Below are 19459 nucleotides of genomic sequence, written 5' to 3'. Positions count from 1 at the left end.
AGCTGTTTTATTCGTTTAAAATATACACATATAATATTTACAGTATGTATATGTGTAGTAATGGTAAAGTAAATAGATACATGTAATATAGGAGCCACTATGGACACTAGATTGAATGATATACAAACTATTGAACGCTGGGGTATTCGATTTACAGGTATTGTGCAAGGGGTCGGATTCCGACCCCTTGTTTCCATGCTAGCCAATCAATTAGAATTGGTAGGCTTTGTATATAACGATGGTAGTGGCGTCTATGTAGAGACACAGGGGGCTATAGAGACTTTACAATTATTGGTAGATGCCATTCATCAAGAACAGCCTCGGCTCTGTCGAATTACTTCTTGCCATATAGATATATTACCCGTGCAGAATGATATGACCTTTGTTATTAAAGAGTCTCCCATAGGTAATCCAATAGAAACTTTTATTAGTGCTGATACAGCACCTTGCGAGGATTGCTTACAAGAAATGCGCGATTCTGGCCGTCGAGAAGATTATGCTTTTACAAATTGTACTAATTGTGGCCCACGATATTCTATTATTGAAGCCATGCCATATGATAGGGTACGTACGACGATGAACGAATTCATGATGTGTGATGATTGTGCTGCTGAATACAATGATATGGATGGGCGACGTTATCATGCAGAACCAAATGCGTGTAATATATGTGGACCGCATTATACAATGCTAGATAGTAAGGGACAACCTATTGACTGTAATGACGTGTTTTCTTATGCTCGTCAACAAATTGCTGCAGGTGCTATCATCGCTCTAAAAGGTGTGGGTGGATACCATCTTGTGTGTGATGCATTACAAGACGAGGTTGTTCGTACATTGAGAGAACGCAAGGGACGCAAAGACAAGCCCTTTGCTGTTATGGCTGGTTCTATCGATATTGTTGAGGATTTTGCTTATATATCTAATGATGAGGTAGATGCACTATTACAAATGTCTCGGCCTATCGTATTATTAAATACGAAGAAAACTGCATCTATACAAATTAGCTCTTTTGTAGCGCCTAATAATCATTTGATTGGTGTCATGTTACCTTATGCGCCTGTACATAATGTGCTAATTCCAGAAGATGCTGTTTGGGTTATGACCAGCGGTAATCGTACTGGTGATTCAGTGCTTTTTGATGACCGAGAAGCGTTTGATTCTTTGCAAGGCATTGCTGATTTTTTCTTAGTCCATAATCGACGTATTTGTGCACCTGTAGATGATTCACTAGTGTCTATAGCAGGATCTATGCCCATTATGATTCGCCGTAGTCGTGGCTATGTTCCTGAGCCGATTCATTGTGGACAGTTAGGTAAACATTCTATCCTCGCTATGGGAAGTGATTTAAAAAATGTATTTGCTATGAATAAAGGTACAGAGGTGCTTCTTAGTCCTCATATTGGTGATTTAGCCAGTGCATCTACGCATAATACATTAGAATGGACTGTAGATCGTTATCAGACATTATTTGCTATAAAGCCAGAGGCTATAGTGGTAGATTCACATCCTCATTTTTTTTCATCCGCTTATGGTCGTAAATTAAGTAATGAGTGGCAAATTCCTTGCATAGAAGTACAACATCATCACAGTCATATAGGGGCTGTCATGGCGGAGTATAATTTGATGAATCCTGTACTAGGCATATGTTTTGACGGTACTGGATATGGTGATGATGGTACAATTTGGGGCGGTGAATTTTTGTTGTGCCACAAAGGAGAATATAAACGGATTGGACATCTTCATTTGGCGCCTTTACCAGGTGGTGAAAAAGCAGTATTTGAACCGTGGCGTCAAGCCTTGTGGTATGTGCGTCAACATTATGGGACTTCCCTGCCTACTGTATATGAGCAATGGTTGCAACAGTTACCAAAAGGATGGGAAATTTTAGATAAAGCATTGCAATCGGATATGCCGATTATGATGACCTCTAGCGGAGGCCGTTTATTTGATGCTGTAGGTTGTTTATTGGGCCTTGGCAATGTGCATACTTATGATGCGCAAATTGCCATATCTTTAGAGGCAGTCTGTGAATCTGAAAAGGGGAACTTATTAGAATATAATTATGATGGAACGACCCTTGATTTGATGCCAGCTGTATATCAATTGATGGATAATTATGTTAGTGGTGAAAGTGTTGCTCACTTGGCGGCAAGTTTTCATCGTACGTTGAGCATTGCTCTTTGTGAAGTGGCAGCGGATCTTTGTAGTCGTTATGGTATAGAAGATGTCGCCTTAGGTGGTGGTGTACTCCAAAATCGTCGATTACTAAAGAATATACAAAATAACTGGCATGAGAGAAATTTGTATATCAATCGGCAAGTGCCCTGTAATGATGGGGGATTGGCATTGGGACAATTGTGGATTGCTCAACATAAATTGCAAGATATGTAGTCATTGCGTTTCATATGTCACTGTTACAAGGGGTATTACCATAGTTATTTAAATAGTATAGCGTCTAGTATACAACCTTTACTTACTTGAATAACATGATATGTTACAATAAATTAATCAATAGTTTTTATATAGGTGTATGACTATGTTGATTATATAGTTATAGAATGGAGGGCTTATGTGTTTAGCTGTACCAGCCCAGTTAATTGCTAAAAATGATGCTATTGGCACCATAGAATTAACAGGAGCTACAAGAGATTGTAGTTTGCTTCTTGTACCAGACGCAAAGGTAGGGGACTGGTTATTAGTCCATGCTGGATTTGCCGTACAAATTGTAGATGAAGAAGAAGCGAAGGCTACTTTAGATGCCTTCAGGGAGTTAGAAGAACTTGAAGAAGCTTACTTTGCAGGAAAAACAACAAACAGCTGAGGCCTTATTACATCGTATAAAGGATTTACATACAGAGGGAGAAAATATACGTCTTATGGAGGTATGTGGCACCCATACAGTGGCTATTTTTAGAGAAGGGTTGCGGCAAGTACTGCCAAAAGGTATTGAACTCGTCAGTGGCCCTGGTTGCCCTGTATGTGTAACTGACCAAGTATATATGGATAAAGCCTTGGCTTATGCTGAAATGGACGATGTTATCATCGCTACCTTTGGGGATATGCTCAAGGTTCCTGGTAGTTATAGTAGTCTCACAGAGGCACAAACAAAAGGTGCGCATATTCATGTTATTTATACGCCATTAGAGGTATTGACACTTGGTAAACAATATCCACATAAGAAGATTGTGTTTTTAGCTATTGGTTTTGAAACTACTATTGCCGTTATTGGCGCTACTGTGAAAGCTGTAGCTGAGGCGGGATTAAGAAATGTATTTTTCTTGGTATCTCATAAATTAGTACCACCTGCATTGCGAGCCTTGCTAGATCGGCAAGTGGGACAAATTGATGGATTTATTTTACCAGGCCATGTAAGTGTTATTATTGGTGAACAACCATATGCTTTCTTGCCTATGGAGTATGCAATTCCATCTTGTATCGCCGGATTTGATGGTGTTGAGGTTCTTTCAGCAGTACTCAATATATTAGAACAACGACATAGGGGTCGATTTGAAGTGGGTAACACGTATCATTCTGTAGTTATGCAAGAAGGTAATCTTGTAGCGCAACAGTTGATGGATGAAGTGTACGATATATGTGATGATACATGGCGTGGTATAGGTGTGATACCTAACTCAGGGTTAAAACTCAGCGAAGCTTATGCGCATTTAGATGTGGAGAAGATGATACCTATTACGTTAGATAAACCGTCATTAGACCCTAAAGGTTGTCAGTGTGGTCGAGTATTACAAGGACTAATAAAACCTAATGAGTGTCCGTTGTTTGGTAAAGCCTGTACTCCGGATCATGCTATCGGTGCCTGTATGGTGTCTGTAGAAGGCAGTTGTGCGGCATGGTATAAATATGGTTATGCCAGTGGTGGTTTGTCCTGGGAGGAATAATGGAACGAATTCGATTAGTTCATGGCAATGGTGGGCGATTTAGTCACGAATTGACAGAACGTTTTATCTTAAAATATTTTACCAATGACTTGTTAGCGCCGCTTCACGATGGTGCTCAATTTTCTGTATCTGCCGGACGTATGGCATTTTCTACTGATTCTTATGTGGTACAACCACCGTTTTTCCCTGGTGGTAATATAGGTAAATTAGCTGTTTGTGGAACCGTTAACGATTTGGTCATGAATGGTGCTATACCTCAATATTTAAGCTGTAGTTTGATTTTAGAAGAAGGATTACCTTTTGATGAGTTAGATGATATATTGGCTACTATGAGGGACATGGCAGAACAAGCAAATATACAAATCGTAACTGGCGATACAAAGGTGGTAAAAAAAGGAGAAGTAGATAAAATTTATATCAATACTGCTGGTGTAGGTATGATTCCAGAAAATATTCATATAGGGCCTTCCTATGTGAAACCTAATATGGATATTATCCTCTCTGGATCTATTGGAGATCATTCTATAGCCGTTATGGGACAACGATTTGGATTAGAATTGTCAGAAAATATTAAAACTGATTGTGCTCCTTTAAATCATATGATTCAAGCTGTGCTTTCAAAAGTTGGTCCTCAAGTAGCATTATTACGGGACCCTACTCGTGGTGGACTAGGTACGGTATTGAAAGAAATTGCGGATCAAAGTCAAGTAGGAATTAAAATTCATCAATCTAAGTTAATCATTCATGATGAAGTACAATCAGTATGTGATATATTAGGTTATGATCCTCTTTATCTCGCTAATGAGGGAAAAGTAGTCCTCATTGTAGAACCTTCGGTTACGGATGAAGTACTAAATATTTTACATTCTTTTCCAGAAGGGCGTGAAGCTTCACATATTGGTTCTACTTTAGATAAAAATCTTGGTAAAGTTGGTATGCAAACATCTATTGGCGGTATGCGTCTTATCGATTTATTGGGAGAAGATCAAGTACCTCGCATTTGCTAGTTGTTATCTATAAAATTAAATTGCGTAAAATTCATAATGAACTCATATTATTTTTGTATTATGTTAATATCTTAATATGGAATGTGTTTGTACTTTTACTAGAAAGTATGTATAGAATTTGTTAAAATATAAGTATCTATTAGGAGGCTTATTATGAAAAAGAAAATTATCACAGCTGTTCTAGGGATTTGTTTGACTACAACTGCTTTTGGTGGCATTATGCAATCACAAGCACTTAGCCTAGGTAGTTTGTTAGGCAGTGCCGCGAAAATTGGTGGAGTTGGTGTAGTTATTAATAAATTTGGTCCACAAATTGATTCGTTCTTGAATAAAATATTAAAACAAAATAATTTGAGTACTGAATATACAACAAAAGTTGTACCTATTATTAGTGTTGGTACTAAAGGTTATATCGGTGCTGCGCAAGTAACGGGGCCTGCGTCAAGCATTGAACAAGTTGAAGCTGTTGCTCAAGTGGAGGCTAGCTTTAATGGCATGATTCGTGTGAAAGGTCTAGTGCCAGTGGATAGCACTAATCCTGTAGGGGCATCTCGTGTGCAAGGCGTTGGTGTGTCTGCAATTATTGATTTGAAAATTTAATGGGCACTGAGCACTCCGTTACGAGTGTGCAGGAAATAAGCACGGTCTTAGGCCCGTGCTTATTGTGCTGTTTAACGTATATGTCCTAAAAGGGATGACTAGTGGAGGAATTATGAAGAAGCAAATACTTACACTTTTAATGGCATCTTTAATGACTGGTACGGTGCTTGCTGCACCAGGAACAGTGTTGGAAAAAACGCAACTATTAGAACAAACTGTATATGGTGAGCCACAAGATGGAGCTGTAGTAGATAGGATTAATCAATTAGATGAAACTATTTATGGCACAGGTTTTACTGGGAACTCTCAAACATTGAGTAAACGTGTTGATTCTTTATATGACTCTCTTGAAGGCAGTGGCACTAATATTTCGTTGCGCGAAGAAATGGATGCCTTAGAATATACCTATCAGAATAGTATCAATGCTGGCTCCTTAGTGGATCGCGTTGAAAAAATGGAACGTAGTGTTAATGGTCGTATTAGTACTGGTCCATTAGAAAAACGAATTATTAGCTTAAAAACAAAAGTGTATGGTGGTAATGTAAAATTAACAAATCAAGTTGGTACATTGGCATCTAATCAAGTATTTAAAGTGATGTTAAATGATGCGTTATCTTCTAAAACGAATCAACTTGGGGATACTGTTCATTTTACAGTTGCTGAAAATGTTATGGATGGAAATGTGTTGCTCGTTCCAGCAGGTACTGTAGGCACTGGTACGATTACAACATTGAAAAAAGCTCGTTCTTTTGGCCGTAATGGTGCTTTAGATATTACTTTTGATTCCATTCCTGCTATTGATGGCACAGAATTTACTGCTGTACAAGGGGAAGACGCTAAGAATAAAACTAAAAGTGAAATTAAAGCCGCTGGCGCCTCTGTAGCAGGAGCTGTTTTATTAGGACCTGTAGGACTTGTGGGAGGCGCGTTTATTAAAGGTAAAAATGTTGAGTACTCTGCAGGTACTATTGTCTATGTGCAGCCTCAAGATTCCGTATCTATTCAAGGTCTCGTTATTGGCGGTGATGGCCTCGCACATAGTGATGATGAACTGGCAGATGCTGTAACTGTTACTAATATATCATCTATTAATAATGAAGAGGATTATGTAGATAATACAGAAAATATGACTGCTGATAATGCAGTATTGGAAGATGCAGGTTCTGATGTGGATACTGAGTCTGAAGGTGTAGAAGAACCAAATGATACAGCTGAAAATGTATCACAACCGATTGTTGTAGTAAAACGTAACTAATAGGAGTCAATAGTAACCATGAGGAAACAAAGAATACAATGGCTAGTAGTTGCCAGTCTATTTTGTTTGGCACAACCTGCTTGGGCTGCATCAGAACCAATCGTATATCAAGATGTTTTGGATAGCGTAGGTGAATCCTACCCAGGTGAATTATCAATGCCATCTACGCCAGAACGCAGCAATATTCGTATTGTCCGTCGTGGTAAACAAGCTGTTAAAACTCCGTCTGAACAATTGCCAACTCGTATTGATGCTGACAAAATGATGTATAATGGTACTTCTGGTGATGTTGCTGCCGATGGTAATGTAGTTGTTATACAAGGTAATCAGACATTATTAGCTAATCGAATTGAAGGCAATACAAAAACTACGGAATATCATACTGCGAACGGACCATATCGCTACTTAGAAGATGGTGGTCGCATAAAAGACCTCACTGGTGATGTGATGACTTATCGTACCAGTGATCGTCATTTTGATGCAGGGCATACACAAGGCTGGTCAGATCCATATTATATTAAAGGACAAAATATTACCTATAATGGCGAAGAGGGTCATATTCAAAAAGGAATGTTTACTACAAAGCACGCAATGGCCTTTAAACATACTCCTGATTTCCGTGTTGAAGGGGAAGATATTAAAATTTATCCAGGAGATAAAGTGATTATTAAAAAGCCAAGTTTTTATATTAAAAACTTTAAGCTTTTATCCTTACCTTCATATACGAAATCCTTACGTGGGGATAAACAAAGCCGAGTAAGTATATTTTCATTGATTCCAACACCAATATATAATAGTGATGATGGTTTTGGTTTACATGGTAGCACAGATATTCCAATGGGAAAACATGGCGAAGCATATATTGATTACCGCTTGTATTCTAAAGCAGGATTTAAACCTAAAGTTGGCTACCGTTACTATTTACCGTGGGGGACAGCTTCCCTAGGGTACAGTAAAGAGTCTAATGAATATAATGATGAACCAGTCTGGATTGAAAAATTAGGGGAACTTCGAATTGATACGCATGCTTATCATATAAGCGACACTCCATTTACTATTCGTGGAGGAGCTAATATTGGGTACTGGAAAGAGGGGAATGTTAAAGGGACTCATAAGCAGTACTACACAGAAGTATCTCACGACCCATTGAAATTATGGGAAAATGCTAATATTAGATTATTCACTGGATATGAACGAGATTACTATTCTTATGATAATTCTGTTCGGAGTATGCCATATTGGGGTGGCCGTTTTAGTGCAAAAGTCAGCCCTCGTGTAGATGCTTGGATTACCTATAATCAGCGAAATATCACCTATAATAATTCGCCATACTTATTTGATACTACAGAGATTCCGAAAGAGTTAATTTATGGCGGTCGTTTAAAACTATCTCGAATAGATGATATCTCTGTTAGTGTTAAAAATGATATAAATAAAGGTGAAATTGATAGTGTATATTATACGTGGCACAGAGATTTGCATTCTTTTGATTTATATCTTACATATAAAGCACATAGCGATAATAATACTTGGAAAATTCAAGTTGTGGGGAAAGATTTTTAGTCGGAGGATACTAATGAAAAGAATTAGAAAAGCGGTTATTCCTGCTGCTGGATTTGGTACTCGTTTTTTGCCAGCTACGAAAGCACAACCTAAGGAAATGTTGCCTATCGTAGATACACCAGCTATTCAATACATTGTAAAAGAAGCACTAGATTCTGGGATAGAAGAAATTCTAATTATTACGGGACGTAATAAACGGGCTATTGAAGATCATTTTGATAGCAGCGTAGAGTTAGAAGCACTTTTGCAAATGCAAGGAAAAAATAAACAATTAGCAATGGTTAAAGATTTGGCGGATATAAAGGTTCATTTTATTCGTCAAAAGGCACCGCGTGGTCTTGGTGATGCCGTGCTTTGTGCGAAAGCTTTCATCGGAGATGAACCATTTGCAGTTCTTCTTGGTGATGACATTGTGTACAATTTGGAGAACCCTTGTTTACAACAATTAATAGATTGTTATGAAGAACATCCAGGAATTATTTTGGGCGCCCAATTTGTACCGGATGACAAAGTAAGTTCTTATGGTATTGTATCTGGAGAAGCATTAGCTGATAATTTGTATCGTGTGAATGGGTTAGTAGAAAAACCTAATATTGAAGACGCACCATCTAACTTAGCTGTTCTTGGTAGATATATCTTGACTCCAGATATTTTTGAAATTTTGGAACATACCAACCCAGGTAAAGGCAATGAAGTGCAATTAACAGACGCTCTTGCTGCGTCTAAGACTGACACATACGCATTAGCTTATGAAGGCATCCGTTATGATACAGGTGATAAATTAGGATATTTGAAAGCTACTGTAGAATATGCACTTCGTAACGAAGAATTAGGTGAGGATTTTAAATCATATCTTAAAAATTTAACACTATAATATATATCTCTGCTCCATCAACATTGTTGGTGGAGCAGTTTTAATGCTCATTATATATAATGAATGTCGTTACCTATAATGTATAGAACATCATTTTAATAATACATGTTGTCTCTTTGTTAAATGTTTGAGGATTCACCCCGTAAGTTTTGGCACCTTACTCACATTTGTGATTGGGATTATTCTTTGTGGCAATACGTTTCTTGTTATGTGTATTGTAAACATAAATGACGAAATTCGTTGACTAATAAAAATTTGTTGCTTATAATCGAATATGTGAATTAGTATTCATCATTACTATGGAGGAGATTATGAAGTCGTTATTACGAGAACTAACAATACATGATTATGGACTGCCTTCGTATAGTTTAATTACTCGCGTTCGATATATGGCTTGCTGTAAAAAAGGTTACACTGTATATATTGATCGTAATGATCGGAAAAATCTCAACATAGAAATTACTGATGGTAGTGGTTCTTTGCAGGTTTCTTTGCGCCCCTTGCGTAGAGCTTTAGAGGTGCGGCAAGAAGCAATTCAAGATAGTCAAGAGTATGGACTATCTTTTTCACGAGAATCTATTTTACAATTTGTAGAAGAGGTACATGACCAAAATACTATTCACCGTGAAGCTCCCTATGTTGTACCAGGGTTAATGATTTTAGAATCGTTGTGGCAACAATTCGGAGAAACATCACAGTACAGCACAGTGGACGTTCAATATTATAGTCCTACATTAGCCGATGATAGGATTCAAATACAAGTATTGGATGATAATCGTCGCATAGAAGCCTATGCAGGTTCAATACTGTTATTTGTGGCACAATTTGATAAATGAGTAGCGTTAGTAAAGAGGTAATTATGGAAGCAAGACGTTTAACAAAAATGGCATTATTAACTGCCTTATTATGTGTATCTGCGTGGATTTCATTTCCACTCCCTTTTAGCCCAGTTATGGTTACTGCCTTAACTTTAGTGGCTACATTGACAGGGTTATTACTTTCTCCAAAGGATACATTTATAGTGTTTATCGTTTACGTATTACTCGGCACCGTTGGTTTACCTGTCTTTGTGGGTGGTACTGCAGGACTTGGAAAATTATTCGGACCTACAGGAGGCTTTATTTTCTCCTGGCCAGTAGCGTATACATTGCTTAGTTATTTGAAAGGTTCTAAAGTATCTTTTGTATCTTATACATGGCGCTCGCTAGCTATAACAATTCCTGTAGTATATATCATCGGTGTAGCAGGATTCATGCTAGTTACCCAAATGCCATTAGATAAAGCAATATGGGCTGCTATGATTCCATATATCCCTGGTGATATTATTAAATGTATCGTCGCTTCTTGGTTAGCTACGAAATTAAAATTCTAGTGATAGTAGGAGGTATTCCTTTGAATACCTCCTCTTTTTATAGGAGTCTACTATGTCAGTATATATACATCATGGTTTGCGTACACCGATTGGTGTGGTCAATGGACAATATAAACATATGAGACCCGAGTTGCTTGGGGCTAAGGTTATCGATCAGTTGTTGTGTACCACAGATGGTGATATACATGGTCTGTTTTGTGGTAATGCTGTTGGTACAGGAGGCAATATAGCGCGTTTAATGGGGTTATATAGTTCTTTACCTTCTTCAGTTCCTGCCGTCACTGTGGATATGCAATGTGCTTCTGCATTGATGAGTATTGAAATTGGATATGCTCATATCGCTTCTGGTCTAATGGATACAGTTATTGCAGGTGGTATTGAAAGCTCTTCCTTACAACCTATGCGTGTATATGCCAATGGAGATGAACGAAACGGTTCTTATAAAGTGGCTCAATTTTCCCCTTATGAACATACGCCTAATGCCATGTTAGAAGGGGCGGAACGGACTATGAGAAAATATAATGTTACTCATGAAGAATTAGCTCCTTATATTATTAGCAGTCATCAGCGTGCTGCACAAGCTAGAAAAGAAGGTATATTAGATTCTATTGTGATGCCCATTGTGATAGATGGTAAAGACTGTGTAGATGAGTCTATACGTCCTAATATGAATGAGCGTTTGTTAAAGCGTATGAAACCATTATTAGGTATTGGTTCATTAGTAACAGCAGGAAATGCGTGTTTAACTCATGATGGTGCTGGATTTGTAGTACTCAGTAAAGAACAGGGGCCTTTTAGAATTCACAGTATGCATTCCTGGGCAGGGAATCCTCTATATAGTCCAGAGGGGGCATTGTATAGTACAGAACAAATATTAAAATGTGCCAACCTTAGTGCTTCTGATATAGATGTATTTGAATGGAATGAAGCCTTTGCCGTTATATCTGCTTTGTTCGGACGACAGTATCCGAAGCTTGTGGATAGGTATAATATATTCGGTGGTGCTCTAGCGTATGGACATCCTTATGGTTGTTCTGGGGCATTATTAGTATTACATTGTATGCGTGCTCTTGAAGAGCGTAATGGTCGATATGGTCTATGTGCTATTGCCGGTGCTGGTGGCACAGGAACGGCTATGATTATCGAACGCCTATAAGAGGTCTTATGGATAGTAAACTTATTAAACAGATATATTATCATGCTCAAACACAGCCCTGTAAAAAAGCTTTAATCATTGATGGGCAAAGCTATACATATAAAGATATAGTAGATTCTTTACAGACTATGGAAACAACCTTACAGTCCAATGCAGAGATTGAAAAACAACATATACACTATGTTAATAATGTATCTACTACTATTGCTTGTATTGAAACTGACTCTGTATATGAACAAATTATATTGTGGCTTTATTCGTTGCAACAAGGATTGACACCTATTATGTATCACCGAAATATGCACGAGCAATATAGAGAGGAATTATTAAGATTGTTAGAAACTATACATATTCCTAGTAATGCAGATTTTGGCGTTCTCACATCAGGTACTACAGGTATGCCAAAGCCTTTGTGGCGTAGTGAATCATCATGGATAGATTTTTTTGATGAACAAAACAAGGTATTTCATATTGATAGTAATACCAAGATGTTTCTCCATGGCAGCTTTAGCTTTACTGGTAATACGAATATGATTCTAGCTTTACTGTGGGCGGGAGCTACAATTGTAACTAGTGATAAGATGCAACCGAAGCGTTGGCTGTCATATATTGAAAATTATCAGTGTTCACATATGTACTTGTTACCTACTAAATTACGTCTATTGATTCGCTTTGGTCGAAATACGATCGATACGATTTCTTATATTATTGCTGGTTCACAGACTGTAGATGAAGCGCTTATTACTTCATTACAAACTATGTACCCAAAAATGGAGTTTATTTTATATTATGGTGCGTCAGAATTAAACTACATTACTTATTGCAGTGGTCATGAATGGTTGCGTTACCCTAATACGGTAGGAAAACCTTTTGATTTAGTACAGGTCGATATTATTGATGAAAGTATCTATGTTACTACTGACTATGGAATTTGTAATATAGAATTACCATATACTGTTGGCGACAAAGGATATTGGGAATCTGGATACCTCATGTTTAAAGGACGTTCTGGGGATGTAGTGAATAAAGGTGGGTACAAGGTAGGTGTATTATCTTTAGAAAATACCTTACAAAATCTACCATCCATTGATGAAGTAGCAGTCATTGCTGTACCAGATGATATTCGTGGCGAAGAAGTAGCTGCTTTTATAGTTCCAAAGCAAGGTTTTACAGTATCAGATATTGGAAATCATATACACAAGTATGTTCCTAATATGGAGCAACCTAAATACATTCAGCTCGTTGAACAGCTGCCTTTAACCGATTGCTCAAAAGTAGATAAAAACCTCTTAAAAGAATGGTATAATAATAAATGATATATTTTCTAGGGAGGCAGTATGCAAATCAATAAAGCGGCGCTAGAAATTTTTGATTTTACATCATCACTAGCGGTGTATTCAGAACATGAACTCAATGTAGGAGACCAACATATACAAGAATATATCAGTAGTCATGTCGTGAAGGCTTTGAAAGACCCTGGGGCGCGGACTGGCATATTACATGAAGGTAGCCCTATGCGTAAGCGATTAGAAGCATATCAAAATGGTGATGTATCTTTTGTAACATTGGCTAAAGAGATTGGAGAAAAATCCTTTGAGTATATGAAACAAACTACAGAAGGTGTTGTTATAGACAGCATTATTTGTGAAGCTGTTACAGATACTACTTATATATGTATTCTATTATGCCAAGCCCATGATGCATTTACACACCAACTTTTTAGTGAAGAAGATGGTACTTTGGCGACAGAATTAGTGCCGCACAAAGCAGTGTTGCCGATGCCTTCACAAAAATTAAGATCCTTTGCTGCTATTAATTGTAGAGATTTTTCTGTGCGTCTTTTTGAGCCAAAAGGTGAGTATGACGGAGAAAGCTGTTATATTTTAGCAGATAAAGTGTTGCAGTTTGGTACAGATCAATCATCTAGAGATACGGTGAAAAAGGTTAAGTCTATTGTAGATAAAGTCGCACAAGCTCATGAATCGGATGGTATTGTAGAATTGACTACGGCGAAGTCCATGATTGCAAAAAATGCGGAAGTATCCGACACAGTGGATCCTGTTCGCATTGTGGAGGAAGTATTTAAATCGAACCCAATACAACAAGAGGCTGCTAAAAAAGCATTGGCAGAACAAGATATGATGCGGCCGTTGCCAGTAAATCGAGACTTTGCCGTTAAAGTAGGGGAACATCACAAGATAAAGACCGATACAGGCATTGAAATTTCCTTTCCTGTAGAATATATGAAAAATAGAGACTTCATTGAAATTAAGACTAATGATGACGGCACATTGCGTATTGAATTAAAAAATATTAATAAAATTGTAAATAAATAAGTTTTCACTTTGATATATACTAATAGGGAGATCTCTTATGAGCAAAGAAAAACATAAAAAAACGAATGCATTGCGCATTTTAGATACTCACCATGTACCATATACAATTAATGAATATGAGTGGTCCGAAGAACGAGGCCAAGGTATTCATGTTGTAGAAGAACTAGGATTACAAGAACATGAAGTGTTTAAAACTTTAGTTGGTAAAGGTGATAAAACAGGTCATGTCGTATTTTGCATTCCTGTAGCGAAAGAGTTAGATATGAAACAAGCGGCTCGCGTGAGTGGCAATAAATCGGTGCAATTAATTGCTGTTAAAGAGTTATTAGGTTTAACTGGTTATTTGAGGGGTGGTTGTTCTCCTGTGGGGATGAAAAAACAATTTCCTACTTACTTTGATGCTACTATGGAACCTCAAGACGCTGTTTATGTAAGCGCAGGTTTGCGAGGTATGCAAATGCGTGTTAGCCCTCAAGATTTACAATCTGTTGTAAATGCTCAATTTGCTCCTCTTACTATGGATCATTAGGAGGCATAATGGCAAAAAAATACTATGCTGTGAAAGCAGGACGTCAACCGGGGATTTATTTCACTTGGTCTGATTGCGAGCGTCAAGTTAAAGGATTTGGCGGTGCCATTTACAAGTCTTTTTCTACAAAAGAGGAAGCAGAACAGTTTGTAGGTGCCATGTCTGTGGCGGATTACTTTTCTTCCAATGCTAGTCAGACACCTGCAAGGGATTATCAATCGCAGAAAGGAGTAGTGGCTAAGTCAGCAACTACTACGATGAAATTTGAATCTGTAGGTTCGAAACAACCTAATTTCAACGAGCCAAATCATCTTATTGCGTATATTGATGGTAGTTTTGATAAACGTAGGGGTTCTGTAGGGGCTGGAGGAATTATGTTTATTAATGGTGAACAGACAACATTCTCCTTTGGCAATACAGACCCTAAATATAGTGCATTTTGGAATGTATCAGGTGAATTATTAGCTGCTATGTACGTTATGAACTATGCGTTGGAACACAATATCCCTCAATGTTCATTGTATTATGATTATATGGGCATTGAAATGTGGGCTACAAAGCGATGGAAGCGCAATAATATTGTTACTGAAGAATATGCTACTTTTTGTGAAAATATTTTTACATCTGTAAAAGTCAATTTTCACAAGGTAGCTGCTCATACAGGAGATACGTATAATGAAATGGCAGATAAACTAGCAAAAGCTGGTGCTGCTCAATGATGAAAGAGGAATACTATGCGTATATGTGTAACCGGCGGAGCCGGTTTTATAGGATCTCATTTAGTAGATCGATTAATTGAATTAGGTCATACAGTATTAGTTATTGATAACCTAAGTACTGGCATGAGAGAATTTGTCAATGAAAAAGCGGAGTTTTTAGAAATGGATGTCCGCGATGAGCAGTTATTTACTGTGTTTGATACCTTTAAACCAGAAATCGTATTTCATGAAGCGGCACAAACTATGGTGCCTGCATCGATGGAGAATCCTAAATATGATTGTGATGTTAATTTAATAGGCCTTATTAATATACTCGATGCTTCTCGTCATGTGGGAGTACAACAATTTCTTATGCCTTCTTCTGCTGCTGTATATGGTGATTTGGACGCATTGCCATTATCGGAAACTATGAGTGGAACCCCATCTTCTTTCTACGGCCTTACCAAATTGACTGCTGAAGGATATTTGCGTATTTATGAGCATGCTTTTGGACTTAAGACCGTTTGTTTCCGATACTCCAATGTATATGGGCCACGACAAGGTGATGGTGGCGAGGGAGGTGTTATCAGTATATTTAATCGTTTGTTACAAGAAGGTAAAGATCTTACTGTATATGGTGACGGAGAGCAAACGAGAGATTTCATCTATGTTGATGATGTTGTAAAAGCCAATATTCTCGCCATGGAATATCCAGAGTTAACAGGTATTTTTAATGTATCCACTAACACAGAAACATCTGTTAATGATTTGATTCGTCGTTTTAAAGCTCTCAGCGGTAGTGAGTGTACCGTTCATTATGAATCACCTCGTGTTGGCGATATTCGCCATTCTCGATTGAATAATGAAAAAGCAAAGGATGTATTCAGCTTTGAAGCTACTATTGATTTAGATGAGGGGTTAGAAGCTACATATCAATATTTTAAGGGACAATAAGGGATGATTAGTGAAACGTATTATATTATAACTATAGCAGTATGGAATATCATAGTTTGTTGTATATATGGATATGATAAATTATGTGCTATTAAGGGGTATCAGAGAATATCTGAGTTTACATTATTATTTTTAGCCTTTGCTTTTGGCGGCCTAGGTGCCTTATTAGGTATGGTTCTATGGCATCATAAGACACAAAAATGGAAATTTAAAATCATTGTACCTATCGCTTTGTTGTGGTCTGTTTTTGCTATAGGTTATGGATATGGCTTGGTTGTTATTTAATTGTATACATGAATATTTTGTTGATTTATGATATAATGATGAAATAACATATTGTGAATATAACGTCAATGAAGGAGAGCATGGATGTTGCGCTTAGATTCTGGTTTTGAACTAGATTATAGTAATATTTATAATGAAAGCTGTATACAGAAAAAGGATGTCAACAATTTTGAACGAGCGATTCAAAATGTTTGGCGTCATACTAATATTTTACGGTCCACTGGCTTTGAGGAAGGTCATGTATCAAAAGATGGCGAACCAGAGCCGATTTTGTTTTATCAACTGCCGTATATATCTGACCAAGGTATTAATACGCCTCACATGATTGAACGTTTAAAAGAATTAGGTGAATACGGTCGTCAACATATTGATACTGTTGTATCTATAGGCATTGGCGGTTCTTATTTGGGGAGTAAGGTTTTATTTGATGTACAATGTGGAGCCTTTTGGAATAGTTATACCGATGAAGAACGCAAGGGGTATCCACGACTTTATTTTGCTGGGTTTAATGTAGACGGGTTATATTTAGAAGGTTTAATTCAAACCCTACAGTGCCAAGCTAATGAAAAAGGTGATGACTACAAAGTTTTATTAGTGATTACATCTAAATCTGGATCCACTATTGAGCCGATGGCTAATTTTATGGTGTTAGAGAAGGCTTTACAAGAACGACACATAGCTTATGAAGTGGCAGTTATAACCGATACGACGGATATAAACAGTCCTACTATTCTTCATAAAATGGCATTGGATAACCAGTGGAAAGTATTTTCTGTGCCTTATGGTGTAGGTGGGCGTTTTTCTGTGTTTACAGAAGTGGGGTTTGTTACGGCTGCATTAGTAGGTTTTGATATTGAAGAATTTTTGGCAGGTGCTGCTTTCATGGATTTAGCATGCCAAGAAGAAGATATTTTTAAAAATCCAGCTTTATTTAGTGCAGTACTTAAATATATTGCATCTGAGCGATATGGTCGTATTATAGAGGTATTTATGCCTTATGGGGAGTCATTGCATTCCTTATCGGACTGGTATGTGCAACTTTTATCTGAATCATTAGGTAAAATGAGTAATATATGCTTACCTTATGGTCGAACACCAGTTGCTGCTGTAGGCACTATGGATATGCATGCACAAGTACAAGAGCATCAAGAAGGTCGACTTAATAAGGTGGTACAGTTTATTAAGGTAAAAGAATGGGGGTCATCTTTGATGGTGCCTAACTCGTACAGTGAGTACCCACGTTTAGATGCTATTGGTAATATTAACATCTGTGATATTTTAAATGTTGCTTTAGATGCCAATCGGGAAGCTTTATCTAGCGACAATCGATTCAATCTTACTATTACGATACCTACATTAAATGCGTTCCATTTAGGTGAAATTATGTTCATGCATTGCTGGGCAGTTTATTTTGAATCTATTCTCGCTGGTGTTGATGCTTTTGATCAACCTGGTGTAGAGGTTTATAAGCGTTTAATTGGACCTAAATTAGCTGAGGCTAAACAATAAATATCTAATGTTATGATACCTATAGGATTAGTCGCATTTGAACATTCTATGGGGGATGGACATAATATATATACTATCATTTGAATTATTATGGGGGATTGAGTATGAATATTTTAGTCACTGGCGGTGCTGGATATATTGGGAGTCATACGGTGCGCGCTCTATTACAAGCTGGCTTTACGCCCATTATTTTAGATAATTTTTCCCGTGGTCATCATGGATCTATACCAGAAGGTGTTAAGACTATCGAAATGGATATTGCAGATCCACAAGTAGTTAACGTATTAAAGGACAATGATATTAAAGGTATTATGCATTTTGCAGCTCATTCACAAGTGGGAGAGTCAATGCAAAATCCTGCCATATATTATGAAAATAATGTAGTTGGCTCATATCATCTTATTGAATCAGCACGTAAGGCTGGGGTTAACCATTTTGTTTTTTCTAGTACCGCTGCCGTATATGGGGAACCTAAGGTTATTCCTATTCAAGAAAATGCTGAATTGAGTCCTACTAATGTATATGGACGGACCAAGCTTATGATAGAAGATATGCTCAAGGATTATAGTTCTATTTATGGTTCTACTTATGTGGCATTACGTTATTTTAATGCTGCTGGTGCTGATGCATCAGGTACTATTGGTGAAGACCATAGCCCAGAAACGCATCTCATCCCGTTGGTACTTGATGCAGCATTAGGTAAGCGACCACATATTACTGTATTTGGTACTGACTATGATACACTAGATGGAACATGTATTCGCGATTATATTCATGTCAGTGATTTGGCAACGGCTCATGTATTGGCAATGCGTTATTTATTAGATGGTGGTGCATCGCGTTCATTTAACCTAGGCAGTGGAAATGGTTTTTCTGTAAAAGCTATTATTGAAACTGCTCGAGAGGTAACAGGCGTCGATATTCCTGTTGTATATGGGGAACGCCGTGCTGGAGATCCAAGTACATTGATAGCGTCCTCGGAAGCTATTAAATCTATATTGGGATGGAATCCAGAACATAGTGAATTGCATCAAATTATTGGCGATGCATGGCATTGGCATCAACAACATCCAAATGGTTTTGATGATAAGTAATAGTTGTATAATATGCAGGTATATTTTATTTTTCTGTATTGTTATAAATGAATATAGAGTAATATGTGTGATTAATAATTGTTTCTCATTATTGGTTTATTATGTTTCACAGATTACTGAATTTGTAAAGGACACTAATAGTCACCCCTGTGACTATTAGTGTCCTTTTTTTTCAACCTATTATGCTACATACTACAAGTAAAGGTATATTGAATAGAACGAATCTATGAATGATGTACCAATAATAAAAGGCTTATAGGACAAAAAGTGTGTGTAAAAACCCTTGTAATACTAGTAAATATCTAGTGTTATAAGGGTTTAATCT

The 19459-nt window shown here is 37.4% G+C and carries 19 protein-coding genes; all 19 read left to right on the top strand.

From position 1 onward, the window contains the following. The first annotated feature begins 99 nt into the window (after window positions 1-99). A complete protein-coding gene (hypF, locus tag EO120_RS06480; protein ID WP_127134673.1) occupies window positions 100-2394 on the top strand; it encodes a carbamoyltransferase HypF in 2295 nt (764 codons plus the stop codon). Between the two features lie 178 nt (window positions 2395-2572). Then, window positions 2573-2824 carry a HypC/HybG/HupF family hydrogenase formation chaperone gene (locus EO120_RS06475; RefSeq protein ID WP_127134672.1) on the top strand — a complete coding sequence of 84 codons (252 nt, stop codon included), beginning with the start codon at window positions 2573-2575 and terminating at the stop codon, window positions 2822-2824. Then, a complete protein-coding gene (gene hypD, locus EO120_RS06470) occupies window positions 2784-3902 on the top strand; it encodes a hydrogenase formation protein HypD (protein ID WP_127134671.1) in 1119 nt (372 codons plus the stop codon). Before EO120_RS06475 ends, hypD begins: the two co-directional genes overlap by 41 nt. Beyond that, complete coding sequence (gene hypE, locus EO120_RS06465) at window positions 3902-4909, top strand: hydrogenase expression/formation protein HypE (protein ID WP_127134670.1); 1008 nt, start codon at window positions 3902-3904, stop codon at window positions 4907-4909. The genes hypD and hypE overlap by 1 nt, the downstream gene beginning before the upstream one ends. Window positions 4910-5062: 153 nt before the next feature. Continuing rightward, complete coding sequence (locus tag EO120_RS06460) at window positions 5063-5509, top strand: hypothetical protein (protein WP_127134669.1); 447 nt, start codon at window positions 5063-5065, stop codon at window positions 5507-5509. Window positions 5510-5621: 112 nt separating this feature from the next. After that, the gene (locus EO120_RS06455) at window positions 5622-6764 is read left to right on the top strand and encodes a hypothetical protein (protein WP_127134668.1); all 1143 of its coding nucleotides are present in this window, start codon (window positions 5622-5624) and stop codon (window positions 6762-6764) included. Between the two features lie 18 nt (window positions 6765-6782). Then, window positions 6783-8327, top strand: a complete 1545-nt coding sequence (locus EO120_RS06450) for an LptA/OstA family protein (RefSeq protein WP_127134667.1) — start codon at window positions 6783-6785, stop codon at window positions 8325-8327. Between the two features lie 13 nt (window positions 8328-8340). After that, complete coding sequence (gene galU / locus EO120_RS06445; protein WP_127134666.1) at window positions 8341-9201, top strand: UTP--glucose-1-phosphate uridylyltransferase GalU; 861 nt, start codon at window positions 8341-8343, stop codon at window positions 9199-9201. A gap of 311 nt (window positions 9202-9512) precedes the next feature. Next, a complete protein-coding gene (locus EO120_RS06440) occupies window positions 9513-10037 on the top strand; it encodes a hypothetical protein (RefSeq protein WP_127134665.1) in 525 nt (174 codons plus the stop codon). 23 nt (window positions 10038-10060) lie between these two features. Next, window positions 10061-10573, top strand: coding sequence for a biotin transporter BioY (locus EO120_RS06435; RefSeq protein WP_127134664.1), 513 nt, complete (start codon window positions 10061-10063; stop codon window positions 10571-10573). 52 nt (window positions 10574-10625) lie between these two features. Continuing rightward, window positions 10626-11729, top strand: a complete 1104-nt coding sequence (locus EO120_RS06430; RefSeq protein WP_127134663.1) for an acetyl-CoA C-acyltransferase — start codon at window positions 10626-10628, stop codon at window positions 11727-11729. Window positions 11730-11737: 8 nt separating this feature from the next. Further along, the gene (locus EO120_RS06425; protein WP_127134662.1) at window positions 11738-13045 is read left to right on the top strand and encodes an AMP-binding protein; all 1308 of its coding nucleotides are present in this window, start codon (window positions 11738-11740) and stop codon (window positions 13043-13045) included. Window positions 13046-13066: 21 nt separating this feature from the next. Continuing rightward, window positions 13067-14065, top strand: coding sequence for a nucleoid-associated protein (locus EO120_RS06420; protein WP_127134661.1), 999 nt, complete (start codon window positions 13067-13069; stop codon window positions 14063-14065). Between the two features lie 37 nt (window positions 14066-14102). Beyond that, a complete protein-coding gene (gene ybaK / locus EO120_RS06415) occupies window positions 14103-14594 on the top strand; it encodes a Cys-tRNA(Pro) deacylase (protein WP_127134660.1) in 492 nt (163 codons plus the stop codon). Window positions 14595-14602: 8 nt separating this feature from the next. Then, window positions 14603-15313: a ribonuclease H1 domain-containing protein gene (locus EO120_RS06410; protein ID WP_127134659.1), complete on the top strand. Its 711-nt coding sequence runs from the start codon at window positions 14603-14605 to the stop codon at window positions 15311-15313. Window positions 15314-15328: 15 nt separating this feature from the next. Further along, window positions 15329-16246 carry an NAD-dependent epimerase/dehydratase family protein gene (locus tag EO120_RS06405; protein ID WP_127134658.1) on the top strand — a complete coding sequence of 306 codons (918 nt, stop codon included), beginning with the start codon at window positions 15329-15331 and terminating at the stop codon, window positions 16244-16246. A 3-nt stretch (window positions 16247-16249) separates the two neighbouring features. Next, a complete protein-coding gene (locus tag EO120_RS06400) occupies window positions 16250-16531 on the top strand; it encodes a DUF1294 domain-containing protein (protein WP_206512475.1) in 282 nt (93 codons plus the stop codon). Between the two features lie 84 nt (window positions 16532-16615). Further along, on the top strand, window positions 16616-18040 hold the full coding sequence (locus EO120_RS06395; RefSeq protein WP_127134657.1) for a glucose-6-phosphate isomerase: 1425 nt from the start codon (window positions 16616-16618) through the stop codon (window positions 18038-18040). Window positions 18041-18144: 104 nt separating this feature from the next. Beyond that, window positions 18145-19134 (top strand): UDP-glucose 4-epimerase GalE, encoded by a 990-nt coding sequence (gene galE, locus EO120_RS06390; RefSeq protein WP_127134656.1) that lies wholly within the window; start codon window positions 18145-18147, stop codon window positions 19132-19134. Window positions 19135-19459 lie beyond the last annotated feature (325 nt).

It is taken from the genome of Veillonella caviae (assembly GCF_003992125.1).
Classification (GTDB): domain Bacteria; phylum Bacillota; class Negativicutes; order Veillonellales; family Veillonellaceae; genus Veillonella; species Veillonella caviae.
This window is presented reverse-complemented; position numbering and strand designations above follow the sequence as displayed.

Excerpts from the sequence above, each read along its gene's own strand:
- EO120_RS06425 (WP_127134662.1), top strand. The coding sequence starts at position 11,738 with ATGGATAGTAAACTTATTAAACAGATATATTATCATGCTCAAACACAG.
- galE (WP_127134656.1), top strand. The coding sequence starts at position 18,145 with ATGAATATTTTAGTCACTGGCGGTGCTGGATATATTGGGAGTCATACG.
- EO120_RS06450 (WP_127134667.1), top strand. The coding sequence starts at position 6,783 with ATGAGGAAACAAAGAATACAATGGCTAGTAGTTGCCAGTCTATTTTGT.
- hypF (WP_127134673.1), top strand. The coding sequence starts at position 100 with ATGGACACTAGATTGAATGATATACAAACTATTGAACGCTGGGGTATT.
- galU (WP_127134666.1), top strand. The coding sequence starts at position 8,341 with ATGAAAAGAATTAGAAAAGCGGTTATTCCTGCTGCTGGATTTGGTACT.
- EO120_RS06435 (WP_127134664.1), top strand. The coding sequence starts at position 10,061 with ATGGAAGCAAGACGTTTAACAAAAATGGCATTATTAACTGCCTTATTA.
- EO120_RS06400 (WP_206512475.1), top strand. The coding sequence starts at position 16,250 with ATGATTAGTGAAACGTATTATATTATAACTATAGCAGTATGGAATATC.
- EO120_RS06395 (WP_127134657.1), top strand. The coding sequence starts at position 16,616 with ATGTTGCGCTTAGATTCTGGTTTTGAACTAGATTATAGTAATATTTAT.
- EO120_RS06410 (WP_127134659.1), top strand. The coding sequence starts at position 14,603 with ATGGCAAAAAAATACTATGCTGTGAAAGCAGGACGTCAACCGGGGATT.
- EO120_RS06460 (WP_127134669.1), top strand. The coding sequence starts at position 5,063 with ATGAAAAAGAAAATTATCACAGCTGTTCTAGGGATTTGTTTGACTACA.
- EO120_RS06405 (WP_127134658.1), top strand. The coding sequence starts at position 15,329 with ATGCGTATATGTGTAACCGGCGGAGCCGGTTTTATAGGATCTCATTTA.
- EO120_RS06455 (WP_127134668.1), top strand. The coding sequence starts at position 5,622 with ATGAAGAAGCAAATACTTACACTTTTAATGGCATCTTTAATGACTGGT.
- ybaK (WP_127134660.1), top strand. The coding sequence starts at position 14,103 with ATGAGCAAAGAAAAACATAAAAAAACGAATGCATTGCGCATTTTAGAT.
- EO120_RS06430 (WP_127134663.1), top strand. The coding sequence starts at position 10,626 with ATGTCAGTATATATACATCATGGTTTGCGTACACCGATTGGTGTGGTC.
- hypE (WP_127134670.1), top strand. The coding sequence starts at position 3,902 with ATGGAACGAATTCGATTAGTTCATGGCAATGGTGGGCGATTTAGTCAC.
- EO120_RS06440 (WP_127134665.1), top strand. The coding sequence starts at position 9,513 with ATGAAGTCGTTATTACGAGAACTAACAATACATGATTATGGACTGCCT.
- EO120_RS06475 (WP_127134672.1), top strand. The coding sequence starts at position 2,573 with ATGTGTTTAGCTGTACCAGCCCAGTTAATTGCTAAAAATGATGCTATT.
- EO120_RS06420 (WP_127134661.1), top strand. The coding sequence starts at position 13,067 with ATGCAAATCAATAAAGCGGCGCTAGAAATTTTTGATTTTACATCATCA.